The organism is Neobacillus phoenicis (assembly GCF_047302305.1).
In the GTDB taxonomy this organism is placed as follows: Bacteria; Bacillota; Bacilli; order Bacillales; family Cytobacillaceae; genus Neobacillus.
Genome location: NZ_CP154847.1, coordinates 3,503,891 through 3,522,654 on the forward strand (window position 1 = coordinate 3,503,891; position 18,764 = coordinate 3,522,654).

Genomic DNA, 18,764 nt, shown 5'->3' on the forward strand with positions numbered 1-18,764 from the left:
TTTAAAATTGCATAAAAAACCCATTAAAGCATAAAAACTTTAATGGGCTTTTTCTATAAAAACATACTCATATTCATGGTAGTGATGACAGCTTGATCCGGATAGATTGTTCTAGCTGCAATCTTATAATCATTATTTACTTTTCGGATGATATCATGTCTTTCTCCAAACATTTGCTCAATATCATGAGTAGATCCTCTACTTCTTTGAAAGAGGAAATAACTTCTTACTTTAAATTCATTTGGATTAGTGGTCGCTTCCACCATCACATTTGTTATAAAATGACGTTGGCGGGTAGCGGGATTTTCAACCCAGGCTGATTTCGTATATAACCGATTAGCCCTTGTCGTTAAGCTTGTTTTTGTTTCATCAAAGAAGGAACTATCCAGAGAGATGTTATTCACTCCTACTCCTTCCCTGGTCTCACGTAACGGCATTCGGTATTGAAGATCATCCTCTAATAAATCTAACCATTCCTTGTATTTTCCATTATCCAACAAATAGGCTTCTTGATAGAGAAGATTGGTGATTTCCATTTGCAATTCAGGTGTTATTTTTTGTTGTAATTCGGAGCTCATTTACTCTCCTCCTTTACAAACAGGTCCTTCGAGATAAGCTCCAGCCAACGTTCATGCATACTTCTTGCTATGGAATCAATATATGTGGTTGGGTAAGCCACACCTGGGCCAGGAAAATTCACATCTGGCTCAATACGGCCAAGTCCCATTAAATAATTATTTACATTATTATAATTCAACTCTTTATCGCGCATCATCAAGCCCTTGCTTACCTCAACAATGCGAGCCCAGTTTTCTGTATCATCCTGCTCCAGTGTTCCTGTTGGACCAAAGGATCCCAAATATCCCTTATAGGCTGCCTCCTTATATTCTTCAGGAGCCGCTTTATCAATCATGAACCAGCACCAGACCTCTACTTTTTCAGGACCAAGCGGTCTCCACATCCGAAAGTTTAAATAATTGTGTAAATGTCCTTCCGTTCCATGGATCGGACTCACAAAGGAAAGGTTCGGATAGACTCCGCCAACAAACACGGTTACCTTCGACTGAATATCCAACTGCTCAGGTGTTAGATTCTGTTCAAACAAAGGCCACATGGATTCAGGTGTGCCCTGAAATGGTACTCTTGCCTTGCCGGTTTTGGAGGTAATGACATTAATTCCATGTCCATTCTCTAAGACTACTTGGTGCCCATACCCTGCATATAAGGGATCAGAAGGACTAATCCCCATCTCAACGGTAGAGCGGTGTGTGGTCTGAACATGATAGGGGTCGGCAGCGAAGTTTTCAGCGGTAGCTTTCCAGTTGGCCTTGGCTACCCAACGCTGTGGGAGTCCTTTTACTTCCATTCCGCCACTTCTTCCTAGCAAAATATCAAAATACCACTTCATATCGCCTAAATATTCTTTTAATGGTTCTGCATTCGGGTCTAGGTTACCAAAAATCATTCCTTGATAGCTATCCACCTGAGGAATTTTTCGCAGATTCCATTCTGCCTTACACATTTCCTCTCCGTACACTTGATTGCCTGCAACAATACCAATTAAGTCACCATCGGTATTAAAGGTCCATCCATGATAGGGACATGAAAAGGTCTTCTTATTCCCGCGGTCTGCTGTACATAACATCGTTCCACGATGTGTACAAGAGTTTAAAAACGCATTAATTTCCCCATTACGGTTTTTAACAAGTAAAACCGGATCATTTACCATCCATCTTGTTACATAACTTCCTGGTTCTTTGAGTTCTGATTCATGTCCTAAAAACTGCCATGTATGACCAAAGATTTTTTCCACTTCTAAGTCATAAATTTCTGGGTCATTAATCACCCATTGCGGAAATAATCCTTGCTCCATTTTTTCTTTTAACAGATCGAATGCTTGTTTATCTAATGTTTTTCTAAACAATGTCCCCACTCCCCTCTTTCCATTTCGTTATTTTATTAGGCTTGGCAAGTAAGTGACTATTTCAGGGAAGATAATAAGAATAATAGTGAAAACAATCATCGTAATGACTGAAGGAATGACGCCTTTAAAAATCTTCTCAATCGGTACATCCTTCACAACACCGCTTATAATGTAGACACTTAATCCAAGTGGAGGAGTTAGGACTCCTATGTTTAAAACCATAACCATGATAATCCCGAACCATAAACCGTTAAACCCTAGTTGGGTAATTAATGGGTAAACAATTGGCAACGTTAATACCATGATGGCTATCCCTTCTAGGAACATGCCTAGAATGAAGTAAACAACAAGAATCATCGCTAGAATCAAATACGGTGAAACATCTAATGTCCCTACTGTCGTTGTTAAATACATTGGTATTTGGCTGAGGGCCAGGAACTTGCCGAACAAAGATGCACCAATCAAAATAAGAAACAACATAACAGTTAGTCTCAATGTTTCATCTAAGGAAGAAAGCAACCCTGAAAAATTTAAACGCTTCGTGATTAGTGTTAAGAAAAAGGCGCCAATTGCTCCAATTCCACCCGCTTCACTTGGTGTAAAAACCCCAAAATAAATGCCGCCAATACTAATCGCAAAAATCAATAAAAATGGCCAAACACTTTTTAATGATTGGAATTTTTCTTTTGTTGTTACTGATTCTTTTTTTCGAGGGGCAATCGATGGGTCTAAACGAACCTGGATGTTAATCATGATCATGAAAAGAATCGTCATGATAATCCCTGGAATTAACCCCCCGATTAACAACGGACCAATTGGTTCAGATGTTAAAGCTCCGTATAAAATCAAAATGACACTTGGTGGAATTAAAATCCCCAATGTCCCACCAGCGGCTACTGCCGCCGTAGAAAAGGTCGTTTTGTACTTATATTCCTTCATTTCTGGAATAGCAATTTTTGCAAGTGTCGCCGTTGTCGCATTGGATGATCCCGAAATCGCTGCAAAAATGGAACTTGCACCAACGGTTGCAATTGCAAGACCCCCGCGCAAATGACCAATCCACTTATCTACTGCATTAAATAAGTCCTTCCCTAAACCAGTATTTGACATAAACATCCCCATCAAGATAAATAAGGGGATAACACTTAATCCATAGTTATTACCTGTTCCAAAAGCCGAAGACCCGAGCTGTGATAATCCGACATTCCAGTCTGATAACCAGGATACACCAACAAAGCCTACTAGAAATAAGGATAACCCAACAGACATTCTTAAAAGGATGAGAGCAAGTAAAAGAACAATTCCTATTACCCCAATTAATTCAGGACTCATTTTTTCACCACCTTAAGGATCGATTTTAACGTGTCAACTAAAAATGTTAAGGCAAATAATATGGCTCCAATGCCTGTTAATGCAACAAATATATATAACGGCATCCCTAAATCACCGCTCAATTCGTTCCCCAACAAAATCCTATTCATAAATTCGAATAACTGCCAGCCCATTAGAGCAACAAGGACAAAAAGAATAAGTGAAGTTAAAGCGTACAAGCTTTCTTGTACTTTCGCTGGCATTTTATTTGTTAAAAAGTCAATTTCAATATGGTCCCGTTTAATTTGAGCCATTCCTAAACTAAAGAAAATAATGACAGATAACGTTAAAGCCGTTAGTTCATATGTTCCAGTAATCGGTTTATTAAAAAAATATCTCCCGCAAACATCGGCGGTTGTTAAAAACATAAGAAAAAATAACAAAAGGCTTGAAATTTTATGTGTAATATTATTAAGAAAAGTGGTGACTTTTTCTAGTCCATTCACCACTTTTTCAAGAGTAGAGGTCTCACTAGGAGCCGAAGCTCCTAGTGACATACTCTCCTGAACCACTTCCTTCATTAGATATCACCTCATCCGTGGAATTCTATTTCTTTTGGATTAACTTAACGGTTTCGTCATAAATCTTTTGACCGTCGATCCCCTTTGCTTTCATGTCAGAAAGCCACTTTTCTTTAACTACTTTGGATTTATCTTTAAATTTTTGAAGATCATTATCTGGTAAAGTAATAAATTCTACACCTGCAGCCTTGGCACCTTTTTCCGCTTGCTCTTTTTGATAATCAAATGCCTTACCAGCTTTCGTTGCCATTGGTAGACCAATTAATTCTTTTTCAATTTTCTTTTGGTCTTCTGGCGAGATTTTATTCCAGCTATTTTTATTCATAAGGACATAGAAAATACTAGTATTAAAGTTTCCAAGAGTAACATAGTCAACGATATCGGTGAGATTGAAGTCTTTAATAGCCGCTACTGGAAGTACACCACCATCAATAACGCCTTTTTGTAATGCATCATAGATTTCCGGTGCTGGTAAGGAAACTGGTGTAGCCCCCCAAGATTTAATCATTTCACCTGCTTCAACGGAAGGTGTACGTAGCTTAAGTCCTTTTACATCCTCAAAGCTTCTTACCGCCTTTCCCTTAGTAATAATGGCGTACGGGTCAGCAGCATGTACCCATAATAGTTTGACATCACTGTACTCTTTTTGAATCTCTGGAAATTCATCATACAATTTTTGTGCCACAATACTTAACTCTTCTCCTGTGCCATCAGCAAGGAAAGGTAATTGAAGTACAGAATGCACAGGAAACTTCCCTGCATTATACCCATGAAGGCCCCATCCAGCATCCATGATCCCTGTTACAATATTGTCTAATGTATCTTTTGGTCCACCTAATGCACCGCCAGGGTAAACCTTAAAGTTCACACGCCCATCCGTAATTTTTGCTACTTCTTCACTGAAAGGAATCATGGCCATTGTGCCTTGAACATGGTCAGGAGAATTCATATGTCCTAATTTAAATTCCAGCTTCTTTCCATCTGATTTCCCTGATGCACTGGAACCACTTGAACTTTTTGAACAGGCTGAAAATACAAGTAACATTAACATCGTCAAACATAAAAATGAAATTTTTGCACCTTTTCTAAGCATCCTTATACCCCCAAATATTTTTTGTAAAACGCTTTCATTTACTTATAAAAATATATTAACCTAGTAATTCTCAACCTCCTTATATAAATTCTAAATATTTATTATTTTCTTACTTATATGTTAGCCTTAATAATTTTCACTCACAACATCCTTGTTTCTCTATGTGCAACAAAGATTAATTTTTTTCACTTTTTTCCCAAAAAAATTATTCCATTAATAATAAAAATACTACCTCTCCTTCTAAGTACACCTACTTGTACTTGAAGAAAAGGTAGTATTTTTAAAATTTTTTACCACTCCAATGGTAAGCCAACGTAGTTTTCTGCCAGGCTTTTTGAGGCTGCATTTGATGAGGTTACATAATCCAGTTCAGCCAATTGTATGCCAGCATCAAATGGACTATGCTCAAAGTTCCGATGCAGCATGGTAGTCATCCAGTATGAAAAACGTTGTGCCTTCCACACGCGTCGCAAACAAATTTCCGAATACCTTTCAAGTAAATTTTCGTTACTAGATTGATAGTATTCAGAAATACCACGTGCTAAAACTTGAATATCTGCTGCCGCTAAATTCAGGCCTTTTGCGCCAGTTGGGGGCACAATATGGGCTGCATCCCCAGCTAGAAACAACCTCCCATACTGCATGGTTTCACATACAAAACTTCGCATAGAAACGATATTTTTCTGAATAATTGGCCCATCTTTTACAGTCCAGCCATCGGCCATATCCACCCTTGCATGGAGCTCTGTCCAAATCCGATCATCTGACCAGTTGTCGATATGATCACTTGGGTCTACTTGAATATAATGACGTTGTACTTCTGGTGAACGCGTGCTGAGTAATGCAAATCCTCGTTCATGGTTGGTATAAATTAATTCTGGATTGACCGGTGGGGTTTTAGCCAGGATTCCGAGCCAGCCAAAAGGATAGATCTTCTGTTTTTCGATTCTTACTTCCTTTGGGATTGCTTTGCGGCTCGGGCCGTGAAACCCATCACAGCCAGCAATAAAGTCACAAGTTAATTCTAAAAGCTCGCCTTCCTTTTCTTGCCGAAAATGGATTTTAGGAGTAGTCGAATCCAGGTCGTGTAAGCTAACATCAGAAACATTAAAATAAATCTTTGCACCTGCTTGGAGGCGCGCAGCAACTAAATCTTTTATGACCTCATGTTGTGCATAGACAGTAATATTTTTTCCACCAGTAAGCTCACCCATATTGATTCGATGTCTTTTTCCATTGAATTGTAACTCAATACCATGGTGAACATGACCTTCCTTCATCATTCGTTCCCCGACACCAGTGGCATTTAATAAATCAACGGTCCCCTGTTCCAAAACCCCTGCCCGAATGGTCCCCTCGATTTCCTCACGCGATCGAGATTCAAAAATAATAGACTCGATTCCTTGTAAATGTAATAAATGAGAAAGCAGGAGCCCTGCTGGACCTGCTCCAATTATACCGACTTGAGTCTGCATACGATCATCCCTTCTAATCTACTTTCTATTTGGTAACGCTTTCTTAAAATATGGTATAATATGAATATTCTGAATAAAAGTCGTAGTTTCTTCTATACGGAACAAAATAAACTTTTTTGAGGTGATGAATTGGGTACTTCCAAAAATAATAAAACCATTCTGACATCAGTTCAAAATGGTATCTCAATTTTGAAGTTATTTTCGAAGGAACAGCCCATTTGGGGTTTAACGGAAATCGCCAACTCTCTTCATCTTCCGAAGAGTACGGTATCGAGATTAGTATCCGATTTAGTAGTGGAAGGATATCTGGAAAAGGAAAAATCTAAATATCAATTAGGCCTTTCCCTGCTCGGTTTAAGTGGTGTAATTACTTCTAATATGGAGATTCACCGCGAAGCCATTGATTCCTTAAAAATGTTAGTTCAAAAATTAGGAGAATCGGCTCATATTGCGATCCTAGAGGAGTCAAATGTGGTTTACATTCTTAAAGAGGAATGCAAACATCCCGTACGATTGTTATCACATGTGGGAAAAAACAATCCAGCTAGCTGTACAAGCTCTGGCAAAGTCTTACTTGCTTACGAACCAGCTGAAAGGATTAAACAAGTGCTAGAATCTGGTCTTATTAAACTAGGTCCCAATAGTATTACAGATCCAGAAATTCTATTAAAACAATTAACCTTGGTGAAACAAAACGGATTTGCCCTTTGTATTGATGAAATGCACGAGGATGTGGTTAGTATTGCGGCTCCCATTAAGGATTACACAGGGGAAGTGGTTGCTGCCGTAAGTGTGGTTGGACCTAAACAACGAATTGATAAGGAAAAAATATCCCTATTTATCGTTGAGGTCGTAAAAACAGGCAATGAGATTTCATCCAAATTAGGATATTAAATGAGTGTCTGTGTTATTTTTCATAGGTGATTTCGTTGTAGGTATGAGAATTAATAAGCGGAGAATTTCCGGTTATTGTAATTAGAGACAGATTAATAAGCAGAAATAAGCGGAGATATTCCGGTTAACTGCTCTAAAATAAGACAAAATCCAATGATTTGGATCCTATAAACGGAAAAACTACCCTTATTTTTAAGGAAATAAGGGTAGTTCCCAATTTAGTCGGAATTTTTCCGTTTATTTTTTAAAACTTTGTGAAATCAACATTTGTTTGTAACAGAGCCAAATGACAAAACTAGGAGACTCTTATGCAAAAACCACCAACAAATAAAGAATCGATTTCTTCGTTAAGAAACGCACTAAAACTCTTAAACCTTTTTTCACATGAGGAACCCGAGATGACCCTTAGCCAAATTGCCGTGAAATTAAATGTTGGCATTAGTACTGCCCACCGCTTAACCTCTACCCTATTGGATGATGGATTACTCAAAAAAGATTCATTAACAAAAAACTTTCGTCTTGGAACCTCCATTCTAGCGATGGGAAACACGATTCTATCACAATACGAACTATGCCAAGTCTCCCGTACTATTCAAGAACAGCTAGTTCAGGCAACGGGGGAGACAGTCCATCTTTCTATTGTAAAGGAGTATCATGTGATGTATCTTCAAAAAATGGACTGCAAACACCATGTGTATCTCCAATCTCATATAGGGAAACAAAACCCCATTTACTGTACAAGTTCCGGCCAGGTGATTCTTGCCTATCAATCGAATGACTTCATTGAAAATGTCATTGATATTGGATTAGATGCGTATACTCCTAACACGATTACGAGTCCTGAAAGACTAAAATCCGTTCTTGCGGACATACGCTTACAAGGATTTGCCTATAGTATAGAAGAATTACATAAAGGTGTTTCTTCTATTGCTGCTCCTATTAAAAATCAATCGGGAGACGTGATTGCATCGGTAAGTATTGCTGGACCCTCCACACGTATCAACCCTCATAAACTTCCTGCACTAGCTAAGTTAGTAAAAAACGCAGGGGAAAAGATTAGTGAACAACTATTAATCAAGAATATAAAGCATAAAAAAGAAGGCCAGAGGTAGTTACCATGTACTATCCTCAGCCTTCTTTTTTATTTAACATATTCACTCTCTGCATTCACTTCTACGTTAGTAATTTTATTTTCTCCAAAGGTAATTAGCGCATTCCAGCTGCCAGATGACTGACCATCTGCATAGTATTTTGGATCACAGCTTTCTTCAATGATGCTTAAAAGCATGGCTAAGTGGCGGCCGCCAGCTTCCACTTGAGCAAATCCAGCATACTGCGGCAGCATATCATAAGCAGCTTGATAGTCCTTTTTCATAATATATTCAATAAATTGTTTGTCCATCGCATGCTCAGTCACAGTAGGTTTATTATGTCGTCCACGGACCAAGTTATGGGACAAAGCACCACTTGAAACAAAAACAACCTTTTTATCTGTTTCACGTAAGACCTTAGCGATTTGCTGCCCCCATTTATACGTTTCTTCTAAGCTTGCTGCCAAGGTTACAGATAGATTAATGACAGGGATATCTTCATCCGGATTTAAGTACCGCATCGGAACAACACTCCCGTAATCCCATAGATAATAGGGATCGTTCACACCACGGACTTGAAGTCCAGCGTCTTGTCCTGCCTTGACTAATTGATCCGCTAATTCTTGGTCACCTGGATAGTAATAGGGTACATCTTTTATTAAATCCGGTGCTTCAAAAGCTGTTAAAATCCCTTTATGAACAGGCGTACAGTCTGCATAATGAAAAAAAGTAGATGGCCAGTGGCAAGATACTAACACAATCACATCCGTGTTGATTGCCTTTATTAGTTTAGCGACTTGCTTCATACTTGATGCCATATCCTGCTGAAATTCCGGCACATGTTCCTCATGACAAAGGCTAGGGACATGTGGAGCTAACATACTAAACTCAATTGTCATAACACCCTCCTAATACTATTTATTTTTTGGCTCTGTTAAACTTGTTGTTGATTTCCGCTCCAGGCGCTTCGCTTTCCGTGGGTGTTTCGGCGAGCCTCCTCGGCGCTTGCGCCTGCGGGGTCTCCCCTGAACCATACTCCCACAGGAGTCTTCGCGCCTTCCGCTCCAATCAACAGGGTATAAAATCCACATCGTTCTTTAACACAGCCTTTTTCACAGCAAACGCTCACAAGATTGAAAAAGTAAATGTTATATCCCAACGATTGGGCATAGCTAAGATTTGCTGCTATGCCCCTATCGTTTGTTATTTTCTCTCCGATACTGGAGTTCCTGCAATTCCCCAATGGGTTTTTGGTATTTCTGTTACAATCACTCGAATATTTTCCTTTGGTGCATTTAACGTTTCTGAAACGGTATTCGTTATATTTTGAATGACTTCTGCCACCTTCTCCGGCGGCCTTCCTTCCATCATTTGCACATTAATGATTGGCATCTCTCTTCACCCTCTATTCCTAAAATTAATCTGTTACAGTGAAGGTCACTTCGCCAAGCCCATCAAACTTTCCGCTGACCACATCACCGTATTTCAGCATAACGGCACTAGTAATGCCGCCAGTTAGGATTACATCACCTTTTTTGACCTTCTCACCTTTTCTCGCCAGCATGTTTGCCAACATGGCTACAGAGTGGGCTGGATGACCAAGAACGGCGGCCCCTGCTCCTAATTCCTTGATTTCTCCGTTAATAGTAAGGGTTGCCCCTACTAAATCCAGTTCAAATTGTTGTGGTGACTTAAGAGTGGTTCCGAAAACGACTCTCGAAGTGGAGGCATTATCAGCAATAACATCCGGAAGGGTAAAATTAAAGTTCTCATAGCGGCTATCAATGATCTCAAGTGCAGGGAGAACGTATTTAGTTTTTGCTAAGACCTGTGCCCCTGTCACAGCAGGCCCCTCTATATCTTCACCAATCACAAAAGCAATTTCTGCTTCTACTTTTGGGTGGATTAATTCATGTAAGGGAACCTGACCGCCATTTTCAATGAGCATATAATCAAACACATATCCATAAATCGGTTCTGCAATGCCCATTTGCTTCATTTTTGCATGGCTGGTTAAGCCCATTTTCGGTCCCACAATCCGTCTTCCTTCATCCAATTTCAGGTTTACAAGTTCTTCTTGAACGAGATACGCCTCTTCCACTGATAAATCAGGCTTAATGTTCGCCGTTACTTTTACAACCTCACGTTTTTCAACCTCTGCTGCGACTAGGTAGTTTGCTATATCTTTGTATTCTTGATCACTCATCGTAATTCCTCCTTTACACACGAACTCGAAGCTTTTGCTTTGCTAGTTCCGCTGCGACATCGACAATCATATCTTCTTGGCCGCCTACCACGTTTCTTTTCCCTAGTTCAATTAAAATATCTCGTGAATCAATGCCAAACTTTTGGGCGGCTCTTTGTGCAAACAATAAGAAGCTGGAATATACTCCTGCATATCCAAGAACAAGACTATCTCTTGTAATTTCCTGTGGTTTTTCTAAAATCGGTGCGACGATTTCTTCTGCAATATCCATCATTTTGAATACATCAATACCTGTTTTGACCCCTAATTTATCAAGAACGGAAACTAAGACTTCCGTTTGTGTATTACCGGCGCCCGCCCCTAGGCAGCGAATACTGCCATCAATTCTTGTTGCCCCTTCTTCAATAGCAGCAAGAGAATTGGCCATCGCTAACGAAAGGTTGTTATGAGCATGGAAGCCAACATTTACTGTCAGACTATCCTTAAGCGCACGAACTCTTTCTTTTACCTGATGAGGAAGGAGGGCACCTGCAGAATCCACGACATACACCGTATCTGCTCCATAGCTTTCCATTAATTTTGCCTGTTCAACTAATTTAGCAGTAGGTGCCATATGGGACATCATTAAAAATCCGACCGTTTCGAGTCCAAGATCCTTCGCCAAAGCAATATGTTGTGGTGACACATCTGCTTCAGTGACATGTGTAGCAATCCTCGCCATCTTCGCTCCTAATTGGGCGGCTTGCTTTAATTCAGGCATCGTCCCGATTCCCGGTAAAAGAAGGACGGCAATTTTGGCATTTTTGACAACCGATGCAGCGGCCTCGATTAACTCCATCTCATTTGTTCTAGAAAGACCATATTGAAGGGAGGAGCCTCCTAGTCCATCTCCATGTGATACTTCTATATAGGGAACGTTTGCTTCATCCAACGCTTTAGCCACTCTTGTGACTTGATCGACGGTATATTGGTGACGTACTGCATGGCTGCCATCACGTAAGGCGACTTCAGTTATTAATACATCTCTTTCAGAACTCATCTTTAATCCGCTCCTCTCTTTAAACAGTAACCTTGGAGATTTTATGTTTCGCCCATTCCTCAGCCACTTTTACGGAAGCAGCTGTCATGATATCTAAGTTTCCAGAATACTTTGGCAGGTAATCACCGGCGCCCTCTACCTCAATAAAAACAGTCACTCTATTTCCATCAAAAATAGGTTCCTGTCTTACCCTGTAACCAGGCACATAAGATTGGACTTGTTTTTCCATTTCTCTTACGGAAGCTGTAATTTCTTCTTCCTTTACCGTGTCACCTTCCACGAGAACATGAACAGTATCCCTCATAATAATCGGCGGTTCCGCAGGATTTAAAATAATGATGGCTTTCCCTTTTTTTGCACCACCAACTTTTTCAATACCCCTGGCCGTTGTTTGCGTAAATTCATCGATATTTGCTCTTGTACCAGGTCCCGCACTCTTACTTGATATCGTTGCCACGATCTCAGCATATTCTACGGGATGTATACGATTGATAGCATGAACCATTGGAATGGTTGCCTGACCACCACAGGTGATAAGGTTGATATTGTGCGCATCGACGTGCTCTCCTATATTAACTGATGGTACTACAAATGGACCCACCGCTGCAGGAGTCAAATCCAGCACCTGCTTCCCTGCTTCTTTTAACATTTTCGCATGTCTAATATGTGCTTTTGCACTGGTTGCATCGAATACGATATCTGCTAGATCGGGTCTTTCTAAAAAGCCCTTTAGTCCAGTATCAATGGTTACATATCCCAGTTCTCTTGCTCTTTTTAAGCCATCTGATTCAGGGTCAATACCAATTACTGTAGTTAATTCAAGGATTTCTGATCTACGGAGCTTTAACATTAAGTCTGTTCCAATGTTTCCTGAACCAAGTACAGCTACTTTTACTTTACTCATTTTGCTCCCCTTCTTTTCTTTTTCATATTTTAATAGATCTATTATCAATTAAGCGCCCTATGAATTAGAGCGCTTATTCGATTTAAAAGTGAACACTTACCTGTCCAATATGGGCAAATCTGGCTGTGAATGAATCACCAGCGCGAGCTGCTTCAGCTGCAGACAGTGCCCCTGAGAGAATGACTTCTCCTGCACGTAGGGGAATATCAAATTCTGCTAGTTTATTGGCTAACCAAGCCACACATGTTGCCGGATTTCCTAACGCAGCTGCACCCACGCCTGTGTTCACTAGCTCACCGTTTTTGGTTAAGACCATGCCGATTAATTCGAGGTCTATCTCTTCAATCCGTGTTGGCTTACCCCCAAGGACATAAAAACCAGAAGATGCATTATCCGCAATGGTGTCCGGTAGTTTAATCTTCCAATCTCTTACTCTGCTATCAACAATTTCAAGGGCTGGAACAACATATTCAGTTGCTTGCAAGACATCAAGTGCTGTGACATTCGGCCCTTTCAAATCACTTTTTAAAATAAAAGCAATCTCAGCTTCCACTTTCGGCTGCAGTACTTGCTCGATTGAGATATGCCCACCGTTTTCAACGACCATTCGATCCAATAAGTGGCCATAATCCGGTTCATCTACTCCAAGGAGATTCTGCATGGCCAAGGAAGTTAAACCGATTTTCTTTCCTACGATTTTTTGTCCCTGCTCTACTTTTTTCTGAATATTTTCAAGTTGAATATAATAAGCCTCTTTCACAGTCAGCTCTGCATCAACTGTTGTTAAAGGTTCCATCCCCACTCGTGTGGTTTCTGCTTCAGCCAATTTTTCTGCAAATTGCTTTATCTTAATCGTCACCGGCCTGACTCCCTTCTTATAGTTTGATGGTGATATTTGAAAGCTCAGAATAGAAATCAATACTATGCATACCGCCTGTTCTGCCGATTCCGCTATGCTTCATACCACCAAATGGTGTCCTCAAATCACGTAAGAACCAAGTGTTTACCCAAATAATCCCAGCTTCGATTTGGTGTGAAACCCGGTGGGCACGTTTCAGATCATTGGTCCAAATCGTAGCACTCAAACCATAATGAGTATCATTTGCCTGCATGATTACTTCTTCTTCCATGTCGAAAGGCATAACAGTCACTACAGGTCCGAAGATTTCCTCACGTACACAGCGGGAATTCCGATCCAATCCAGTAATAACCGTTGGCTCTAAATAGTATCCTTTTTCATATCCTTCTGGACGCTTACCTCCTGTTAGAATGTTCGCACCATCATTTCGTGCAATTTCAACATAACTATTTACACGCTCATAATGTTCTTTGCTGACAAGGGCTCCCACATTGGTATCTGCTTTTAACGGATGTCCAACCTTCAATGTTTTCACTCTTGCAGTAAACCTTTCTATAAACTCTTCGTAAACTGGTCGCTCTACATAGATTCTAGAACCACACAAGCACACTTCTCCTTGGTTCACAAAACTAGATTTAATTGTTGTTTCAATGACTTCATCTAAATCAGCATCTGCAAAAATAATGTTTGGATTTTTTCCACCTAATTCAAATGATAACTTTTTCAGGGAATCTGCAGCAGATTTCATAATTGCTGTTCCCGTTCTTGGTTCTCCGATAAATGAAATGGCATCCACATCTGGGTGTTCAGAAATGGCAGCACCTGCCGAATTCGGACCAAAGCCGTGAACAAGGTTAACTACCCCATCCGGCACGCCTGCTTCTTTACAAATTTCCATTAATACTGTTGCAGTCATCGGTGTCCATTCAGCCGGTTTAATCACGGCTGTATTCCCCATTGCTAAGCATGGTGCCAGCTTCCAAGTCAATAATAATAATGGAAGATTCCAAGGTTTAATGATTCCCACTACCCCAACAGGGCGACGGTAAGTATAATGCAGGGCAATGTCATCCTGCATATTGGCATCGGTGCTAACTGAAGTAATGTAATCCGCAAAAAAGTGGAAGTTAAATGCAGCACGCGGAACATCTACACTATTTGATAAGGAAAAAGGCTTTCCAGTATCCAATGATTCTAAATGCGCTAATTCTTCTTGTCTTTCTAAAATCAAATCACCAATCCGGCGGAGAATTTTTGAACGCTCTACTAGGCTCGTATTTTTCCATTTCCCATTTAAAGCTCTTCTAGCTGCTCTAACAGCGAAGTCAACCTCTTCTTTTCCACCCTCGGCAACTGTGCCTAAGACTTCTTCAGTCGCAGGATTGATATTATCAAATGTTTTTTTGTTTTGAGACTCGACAAACTGTCCGTTAATGAAATGTAAACAATTAATTGCTCTTACCCTTGTTTCTACTTGCATCTGTATTCCTCCTAGTGTCCTGTATTTTTTGTAAATTCTTAATAGTATGTTAACGCTTACTAATTTCACATACAACGTGTTAGTTTCTCTATACGCAACAAACAAAATATTTTTTCAATCTACACAACATTTTTTCTTAAATATTTTTAATTTTCACTTTCCAATTCGCAAAAATTCTGATATATTGCCCACTATAGAGCAACACGGTTTATCATAATGAAACATTTGAAAAGGAGGAATACATTTGGAACTTAAAAATCAGGAGGATCATCACCTTTCATCAGTTAAAAACGCTTTAAGAATCTTAAAGTCTTTTACCATGGACAGCCCAGAGAAAAAAATAAGTGAAATCTCAGAATCACTTGATCTCAATAAAAGTACTGTCAGCAGAACCATGTCAACCCTTGCAAGTGAAGGGTTTGTCTACAAGGATCCGGATTCAAAGAAATATCGCTTAGGTCTATCCATTCTTTCATTAAGCGGGATTGTTAATAGCAATATTGATGTATACCGGGAATCACAACCCATTCTCAATAAGCTTGTTGAGAACATCGGTGAAACCGCTCACATTTCTGTTTTAGATAATTTAGAAGTCATCTACCTGCAAAAAGTCGAATGCAATCATCCCGTTCGCTTTTTAACTCATGTCGGGAGAAGAAATCCCGCCTACTGCACTAGCTCTGGAAAAATATTGCTTGCCTTTTCAGATGAACAAACAGTAGATGCGGTTATTGCTAAAGGATTAAAACGGTTTACTAAAAGCACCATTACAAATCCTGAAAAATTACGTGCACATTTAAAAGAAATTAAAGTGAATGGGTATGCCTCTAGTTACGAAGAATTTTCCGAAGGAGTTACAACGATTGCGGCACCTATTTTTGATTACAGAGGAAATGCCATTGCTGCATTATCTGTTGTGGGACCTAAGCAGCGAATCATGCAGCAGAAAATTCCTGGATTCGCGAAAAAGGTAATGAGTGCGGCGAGAGAAGTTTCCGAACGGATGGGATACCGAGGATAAACTATTAATATAGGAAAAGGGGCTGTTTATTTTTGTACGATTTTCATACTCATTTTATACCACAAGACGTGTTAACTTGGTTGAAGGATCATCAAAAGGTCGTCAATGCTAAATGGATCAAAAAAGAAGAAAACAAGGATGAATTTTTAGTAGTTAACGAAAAATGGGGATTTGAATTGAAGACGGCCTTTACAGATGGCAATCTTTATATAGATGAACAAGTAAAAGCGGGTGTCACCCATTCCCTTGTTTCACCGATTCCACAATTATTTATGTATGATTTTCCTGAAGAAATTACAATCGATATTTCCACTGTATACAATACGTCTTTAGCGAATTGGACAAAAACCTCACCTAAGAATCTATCAGCACTAGGCACTGTTCCACTTACCAATCCAGAAAAGGCAGCACAAGTTTTACAAGAGGCGATGAATATGGGCCTAAAAGGAGTTATTATCGGCCCGGGTCTAGCCCACCAGATGTTATCAGATGCATTTTTCACTCCTTTTTTTGAGGAAGCCAATCGGCTAAAAGCTATTGTTTTTATTCATCCATTATTATGTGAAGACCCGCGGTTAAAACGAAGAATGATGCCTAATTTAATTGGCGTGCCTTGGGAAACCACTGTTTGTGCAACCGATCTTTTATTAAGCGGTATAGTCGATCAATTTCCGGATGTAAAAATCTTATTTGCCCATGGGGGCGGATTCCTCCCCTATCAAATTGGTAGACTAGATAAAGGCTATGATCAGTGGGAACTGGTATCTTCCAAATTGAAAGCGAAACCATCTGAGTATATGAGACGTTTTTGGTATGATTCGGTTCTATGGAACCAAGAAAGCCTAGATTTCTTGATTAGGACAGTTGGGGAAGACCGAGTAGTGCCAGGTTCAGATTATCCTTTTGATCTTTGTGTTTGGCCGCCAACTGGAAAACATGATACTGCCATCCGTTCATTATTGGGTTGAGATTTTTGAAAAGGGCTTGAGATAGCCTTTTCTTTTTTAAAACTTTTTTCCATTCGTTTCATAATATAGCGATTTTCTAATATACAGCCCTAAATTTGATTAATATAATTCTAAATATTCTAGTATACGACTTTGTGCTAAAGGATGAATCTACTCCAAAGAGAAGAGGCTTTAATTCCGGTTTTATGCAGAGCTCTTTAGGCTTAATCGGATCCACATCCTGTTATGATGCTATTAGGTTTCATTACTTCGGTTGGCCAGGGGTGCTTCCCATTATTCATGGCTATTATTCCAGGAGAATCCTTACCATTCCATTTAGTTGCCAGCGACATTTCGGTCACACAATTAGCTGGTGAAATTTTTGGAGGAGCCATTGCTCCATCCTTAGCAGGGTTTGCGGCAGATATTGGGGGACTAGAAGCTCCACTCTGGATCGCTTTTGCCGGTGCGTTAATAAGTGGGTTGGTTACCTTTGGATTAAAAGAAACCGCACCTATCCGCTTGCAATCACAGGCTGATTTAACAATCAAAGCCTAGGTAACATGATAAGAGGCTGACCCATTATTTTGAGTCAGCCTCTCTTCTATTAATCTATTTTATACAGCTGCACCTTCTAATTGTTTATTCACTACTTCCAAGGTCCAGTATTTATCTGGCTTCGAAGCCTCTAGTTTTTCTAAGCATTCACGATGAATTTCAGCCACACGTTCTGGAGGAATGACATCTTCAGGATCTGCTTTTACTATTTTCACGGTACTTTTATCTTCATAAAGATTTTCACCTTTTAGTCTAGCTTTTTCATCATACGGCCATAAGAACACCTGGCGGCTTGAATAATGATAGACAGCTTCTGGGTCATCCACTTCAAAGCCTAAATCGATTAATCCTTGTCCTTTAATTAATTGGTGGAAAGTAAGCTCATCTGCAATTCCCCAATCTGCTACGGCAAGGTAATCATCGGAATGCCAAAGGACGGATTGGGCAGCAATATTATAAAAACCTACAACATTTTCTTTTCCTTCAATGACAGCAGGATTACTTCCCCATGTCACACGGTATGTTGGATCATCCACCATCATATCTGAAGAAATGATTTTATCAAACTGACCGGAACCTTCGAGATGTACATGCCGGCGGAAGTTTTCTAGAATCGCTACATGCAAGGGGTTAGTTGTTTTCGCTAATAAATCCTCAACAGGTTTCATACAGTTATAGATTTGTTGTTCGTATTTATTCATAGTTTTACCCTCCCATAGTTTTTTAACCTAGACTCCATGACAGCTCTTACAAAAATAAATCTTTGTTGATAGGAATATTGTTCTTCTCACAATAACTGACATAGTGATCGATGAACCAAAACGCATCAACAATCTCAATGATTCTTTCATCTTCATCTAGAAATTCAAGTGATCCATTTAGATGAAACAGGGTTTCCATCCCCTCTTCTGAGACTAATGTATGGGCACGTCCAGGTGCTTCCCGAATATAATCTCCCGGTCTAGCAACCCAATCGTATTCAGCATATTTCCAACTGCCTGTTAAGCAAAATCCTGTGACAATGCCCCGGTGGCGGTGGCGGTGGCGTCCAAGGGATGCTCCCTTTTCTACCTTAAGGATGTTTACTGCTGAATTGTTTGTCACATCAAAACTAAGATGACGGATTGAAACACCAGGAAAGAATGGAATGAATGGAGAAGTCGTCTGTGAGGCGTTAATATACCCTTCTTCTTTAGCAAATCTATCACGTGCGAGATCGACCTTTCTTTCTACTTCAATGTAATTTTCTAGTTTTTGAGTTGTCATTTGAAAACCTCCATTTCTAATATTTTTACAAATTACCAAGTTGCCTTTTAAGCGCTTTTATTAGTTAATACTATGAGAATAGTGTTTAAAGCTTATGTTTATGATAATACAAGCA

The 18,764-nt window shown here is 39.7% G+C and carries 20 protein-coding genes; 5 read left to right on the forward strand and 15 right to left on the reverse strand.

The window, feature by feature from the left end; genetic code table 11:
• Positions 1-53: 53 nt before the first annotated feature.
• The 6 genes from AA0X95_RS18130 to pobA all read right to left on the reverse strand — a co-directional run bounded on the left by AA0X95_RS18130 (position 54) and on the right by pobA (position 6,384).
• Positions 54-578, reverse strand: a complete 525-nt coding sequence (locus tag AA0X95_RS18130) for an aromatic-ring-hydroxylating dioxygenase subunit beta (protein WP_413300275.1) — start codon at positions 576-578, stop codon at positions 54-56.
• Complete coding sequence (locus AA0X95_RS18135; protein WP_413310090.1) at positions 575-1,873, reverse strand: aromatic ring-hydroxylating oxygenase subunit alpha; 1,299 nt, start codon at positions 1,871-1,873, stop codon at positions 575-577. Before AA0X95_RS18135 ends, AA0X95_RS18130 begins: the two co-directional genes overlap by 4 nt.
• Positions 1,874-1,951: 78 nt before the next feature.
• On the reverse strand, positions 1,952-3,256 hold the full coding sequence (locus AA0X95_RS18140) for a TRAP transporter large permease (RefSeq protein ID WP_413300277.1): 1,305 nt from the start codon (positions 3,254-3,256) through the stop codon (positions 1,952-1,954).
• Positions 3,253-3,816 carry a TRAP transporter small permease gene (locus AA0X95_RS18145; RefSeq protein WP_413300279.1) on the reverse strand — a complete coding sequence of 188 codons (564 nt, stop codon included), beginning with the start codon at positions 3,814-3,816 and terminating at the stop codon, positions 3,253-3,255. Before AA0X95_RS18145 ends, AA0X95_RS18140 begins: the two co-directional genes overlap by 4 nt.
• A gap of 25 nt (positions 3,817-3,841) precedes the next feature.
• A complete protein-coding gene (locus AA0X95_RS18150) occupies positions 3,842-4,909 on the reverse strand; it encodes a TRAP transporter substrate-binding protein (protein ID WP_413300281.1) in 1,068 nt (355 codons plus the stop codon).
• Positions 4,910-5,199: 290 nt separating this feature from the next.
• Positions 5,200-6,384, reverse strand: a complete 1,185-nt coding sequence (gene pobA, locus AA0X95_RS18155) for a 4-hydroxybenzoate 3-monooxygenase (protein ID WP_413300283.1) — start codon at positions 6,382-6,384, stop codon at positions 5,200-5,202.
• 129 nt (positions 6,385-6,513) lie between these two features.
• Here pobA and AA0X95_RS18160 point away from each other — a divergent pair, with 129 nt between their 5' ends.
• Both AA0X95_RS18160 and AA0X95_RS18165 read left to right on the forward strand, forming a co-directional pair.
• Positions 6,514-7,278 (forward strand): IclR family transcriptional regulator, encoded by a 765-nt coding sequence (locus AA0X95_RS18160; protein ID WP_413300285.1) that lies wholly within the window; start codon positions 6,514-6,516, stop codon positions 7,276-7,278.
• 308 nt (positions 7,279-7,586) lie between these two features.
• Positions 7,587-8,390, forward strand: a complete 804-nt coding sequence (locus AA0X95_RS18165; protein WP_413300287.1) for an IclR family transcriptional regulator — start codon at positions 7,587-7,589, stop codon at positions 8,388-8,390.
• Between the two features lie 29 nt (positions 8,391-8,419).
• On the opposite strand, the gene AA0X95_RS18170 is transcribed toward AA0X95_RS18165, so the two are convergent.
• From AA0X95_RS18170 to AA0X95_RS18200, 7 genes are all read right to left on the reverse strand, one after another.
• The gene (locus AA0X95_RS18170; protein WP_413300288.1) at positions 8,420-9,268 is read right to left on the reverse strand and encodes an extradiol ring-cleavage dioxygenase; all 849 of its coding nucleotides are present in this window, start codon (positions 9,266-9,268) and stop codon (positions 8,420-8,422) included.
• Positions 9,269-9,572: 304 nt separating this feature from the next.
• Positions 9,573-9,761, reverse strand: a complete 189-nt coding sequence (locus AA0X95_RS18175; RefSeq protein ID WP_413300290.1) for a 4-oxalocrotonate tautomerase — start codon at positions 9,759-9,761, stop codon at positions 9,573-9,575.
• A 25-nt stretch (positions 9,762-9,786) separates the two neighbouring features.
• Positions 9,787-10,575, reverse strand: a complete 789-nt coding sequence (locus AA0X95_RS18180; RefSeq protein ID WP_413300292.1) for a 2-keto-4-pentenoate hydratase — start codon at positions 10,573-10,575, stop codon at positions 9,787-9,789.
• A 13-nt stretch (positions 10,576-10,588) separates the two neighbouring features.
• Complete coding sequence (dmpG, locus tag AA0X95_RS18185; protein WP_413300294.1) at positions 10,589-11,614, reverse strand: 4-hydroxy-2-oxovalerate aldolase; 1,026 nt, start codon at positions 11,612-11,614, stop codon at positions 10,589-10,591.
• A 19-nt stretch (positions 11,615-11,633) separates the two neighbouring features.
• Positions 11,634-12,518 (reverse strand): acetaldehyde dehydrogenase (acetylating), encoded by an 885-nt coding sequence (locus AA0X95_RS18190; RefSeq protein ID WP_413300296.1) that lies wholly within the window; start codon positions 12,516-12,518, stop codon positions 11,634-11,636.
• 82 nt (positions 12,519-12,600) lie between these two features.
• Complete coding sequence (locus AA0X95_RS18195) at positions 12,601-13,314, reverse strand: 2-keto-4-pentenoate hydratase (RefSeq protein ID WP_413310092.1); 714 nt, start codon at positions 13,312-13,314, stop codon at positions 12,601-12,603.
• 79 nt (positions 13,315-13,393) lie between these two features.
• A complete protein-coding gene (locus tag AA0X95_RS18200; RefSeq protein ID WP_413300298.1) occupies positions 13,394-14,857 on the reverse strand; it encodes an aldehyde dehydrogenase in 1,464 nt (487 codons plus the stop codon).
• 244 nt (positions 14,858-15,101) lie between these two features.
• Between AA0X95_RS18200 and AA0X95_RS18205 the strand changes: the two genes are divergently transcribed.
• The 3 genes from AA0X95_RS18205 to AA0X95_RS18215 all read left to right on the forward strand — a co-directional run bounded on the left by AA0X95_RS18205 (position 15,102) and on the right by AA0X95_RS18215 (position 17,383).
• On the forward strand, positions 15,102-15,878 hold the full coding sequence (locus AA0X95_RS18205) for an IclR family transcriptional regulator (protein ID WP_413300300.1): 777 nt from the start codon (positions 15,102-15,104) through the stop codon (positions 15,876-15,878).
• Between the two features lie 32 nt (positions 15,879-15,910).
• Positions 15,911-16,846, forward strand: a complete 936-nt coding sequence (locus AA0X95_RS18210) for an amidohydrolase family protein (RefSeq protein ID WP_413300302.1) — start codon at positions 15,911-15,913, stop codon at positions 16,844-16,846.
• Positions 16,847-17,125: 279 nt separating this feature from the next.
• Positions 17,126-17,383, forward strand: a complete 258-nt coding sequence (locus AA0X95_RS18215; RefSeq protein ID WP_413300304.1) for a hypothetical protein — start codon at positions 17,126-17,128, stop codon at positions 17,381-17,383.
• 59 nt (positions 17,384-17,442) lie between these two features.
• On the opposite strand, the gene AA0X95_RS18220 is transcribed toward AA0X95_RS18215, so the two are convergent.
• Together AA0X95_RS18220 and AA0X95_RS18225 are read right to left on the reverse strand one after the other, a co-directional pair.
• Complete coding sequence (locus AA0X95_RS18220; RefSeq protein WP_413300306.1) at positions 17,443-18,084, reverse strand: hypothetical protein; 642 nt, start codon at positions 18,082-18,084, stop codon at positions 17,443-17,445.
• 46 nt (positions 18,085-18,130) lie between these two features.
• Complete coding sequence (locus tag AA0X95_RS18225) at positions 18,131-18,649, reverse strand: 2,4'-dihydroxyacetophenone dioxygenase family protein (protein ID WP_413300308.1); 519 nt, start codon at positions 18,647-18,649, stop codon at positions 18,131-18,133.
• Between the last annotated feature and the right edge of the window lie 115 nt (positions 18,650-18,764).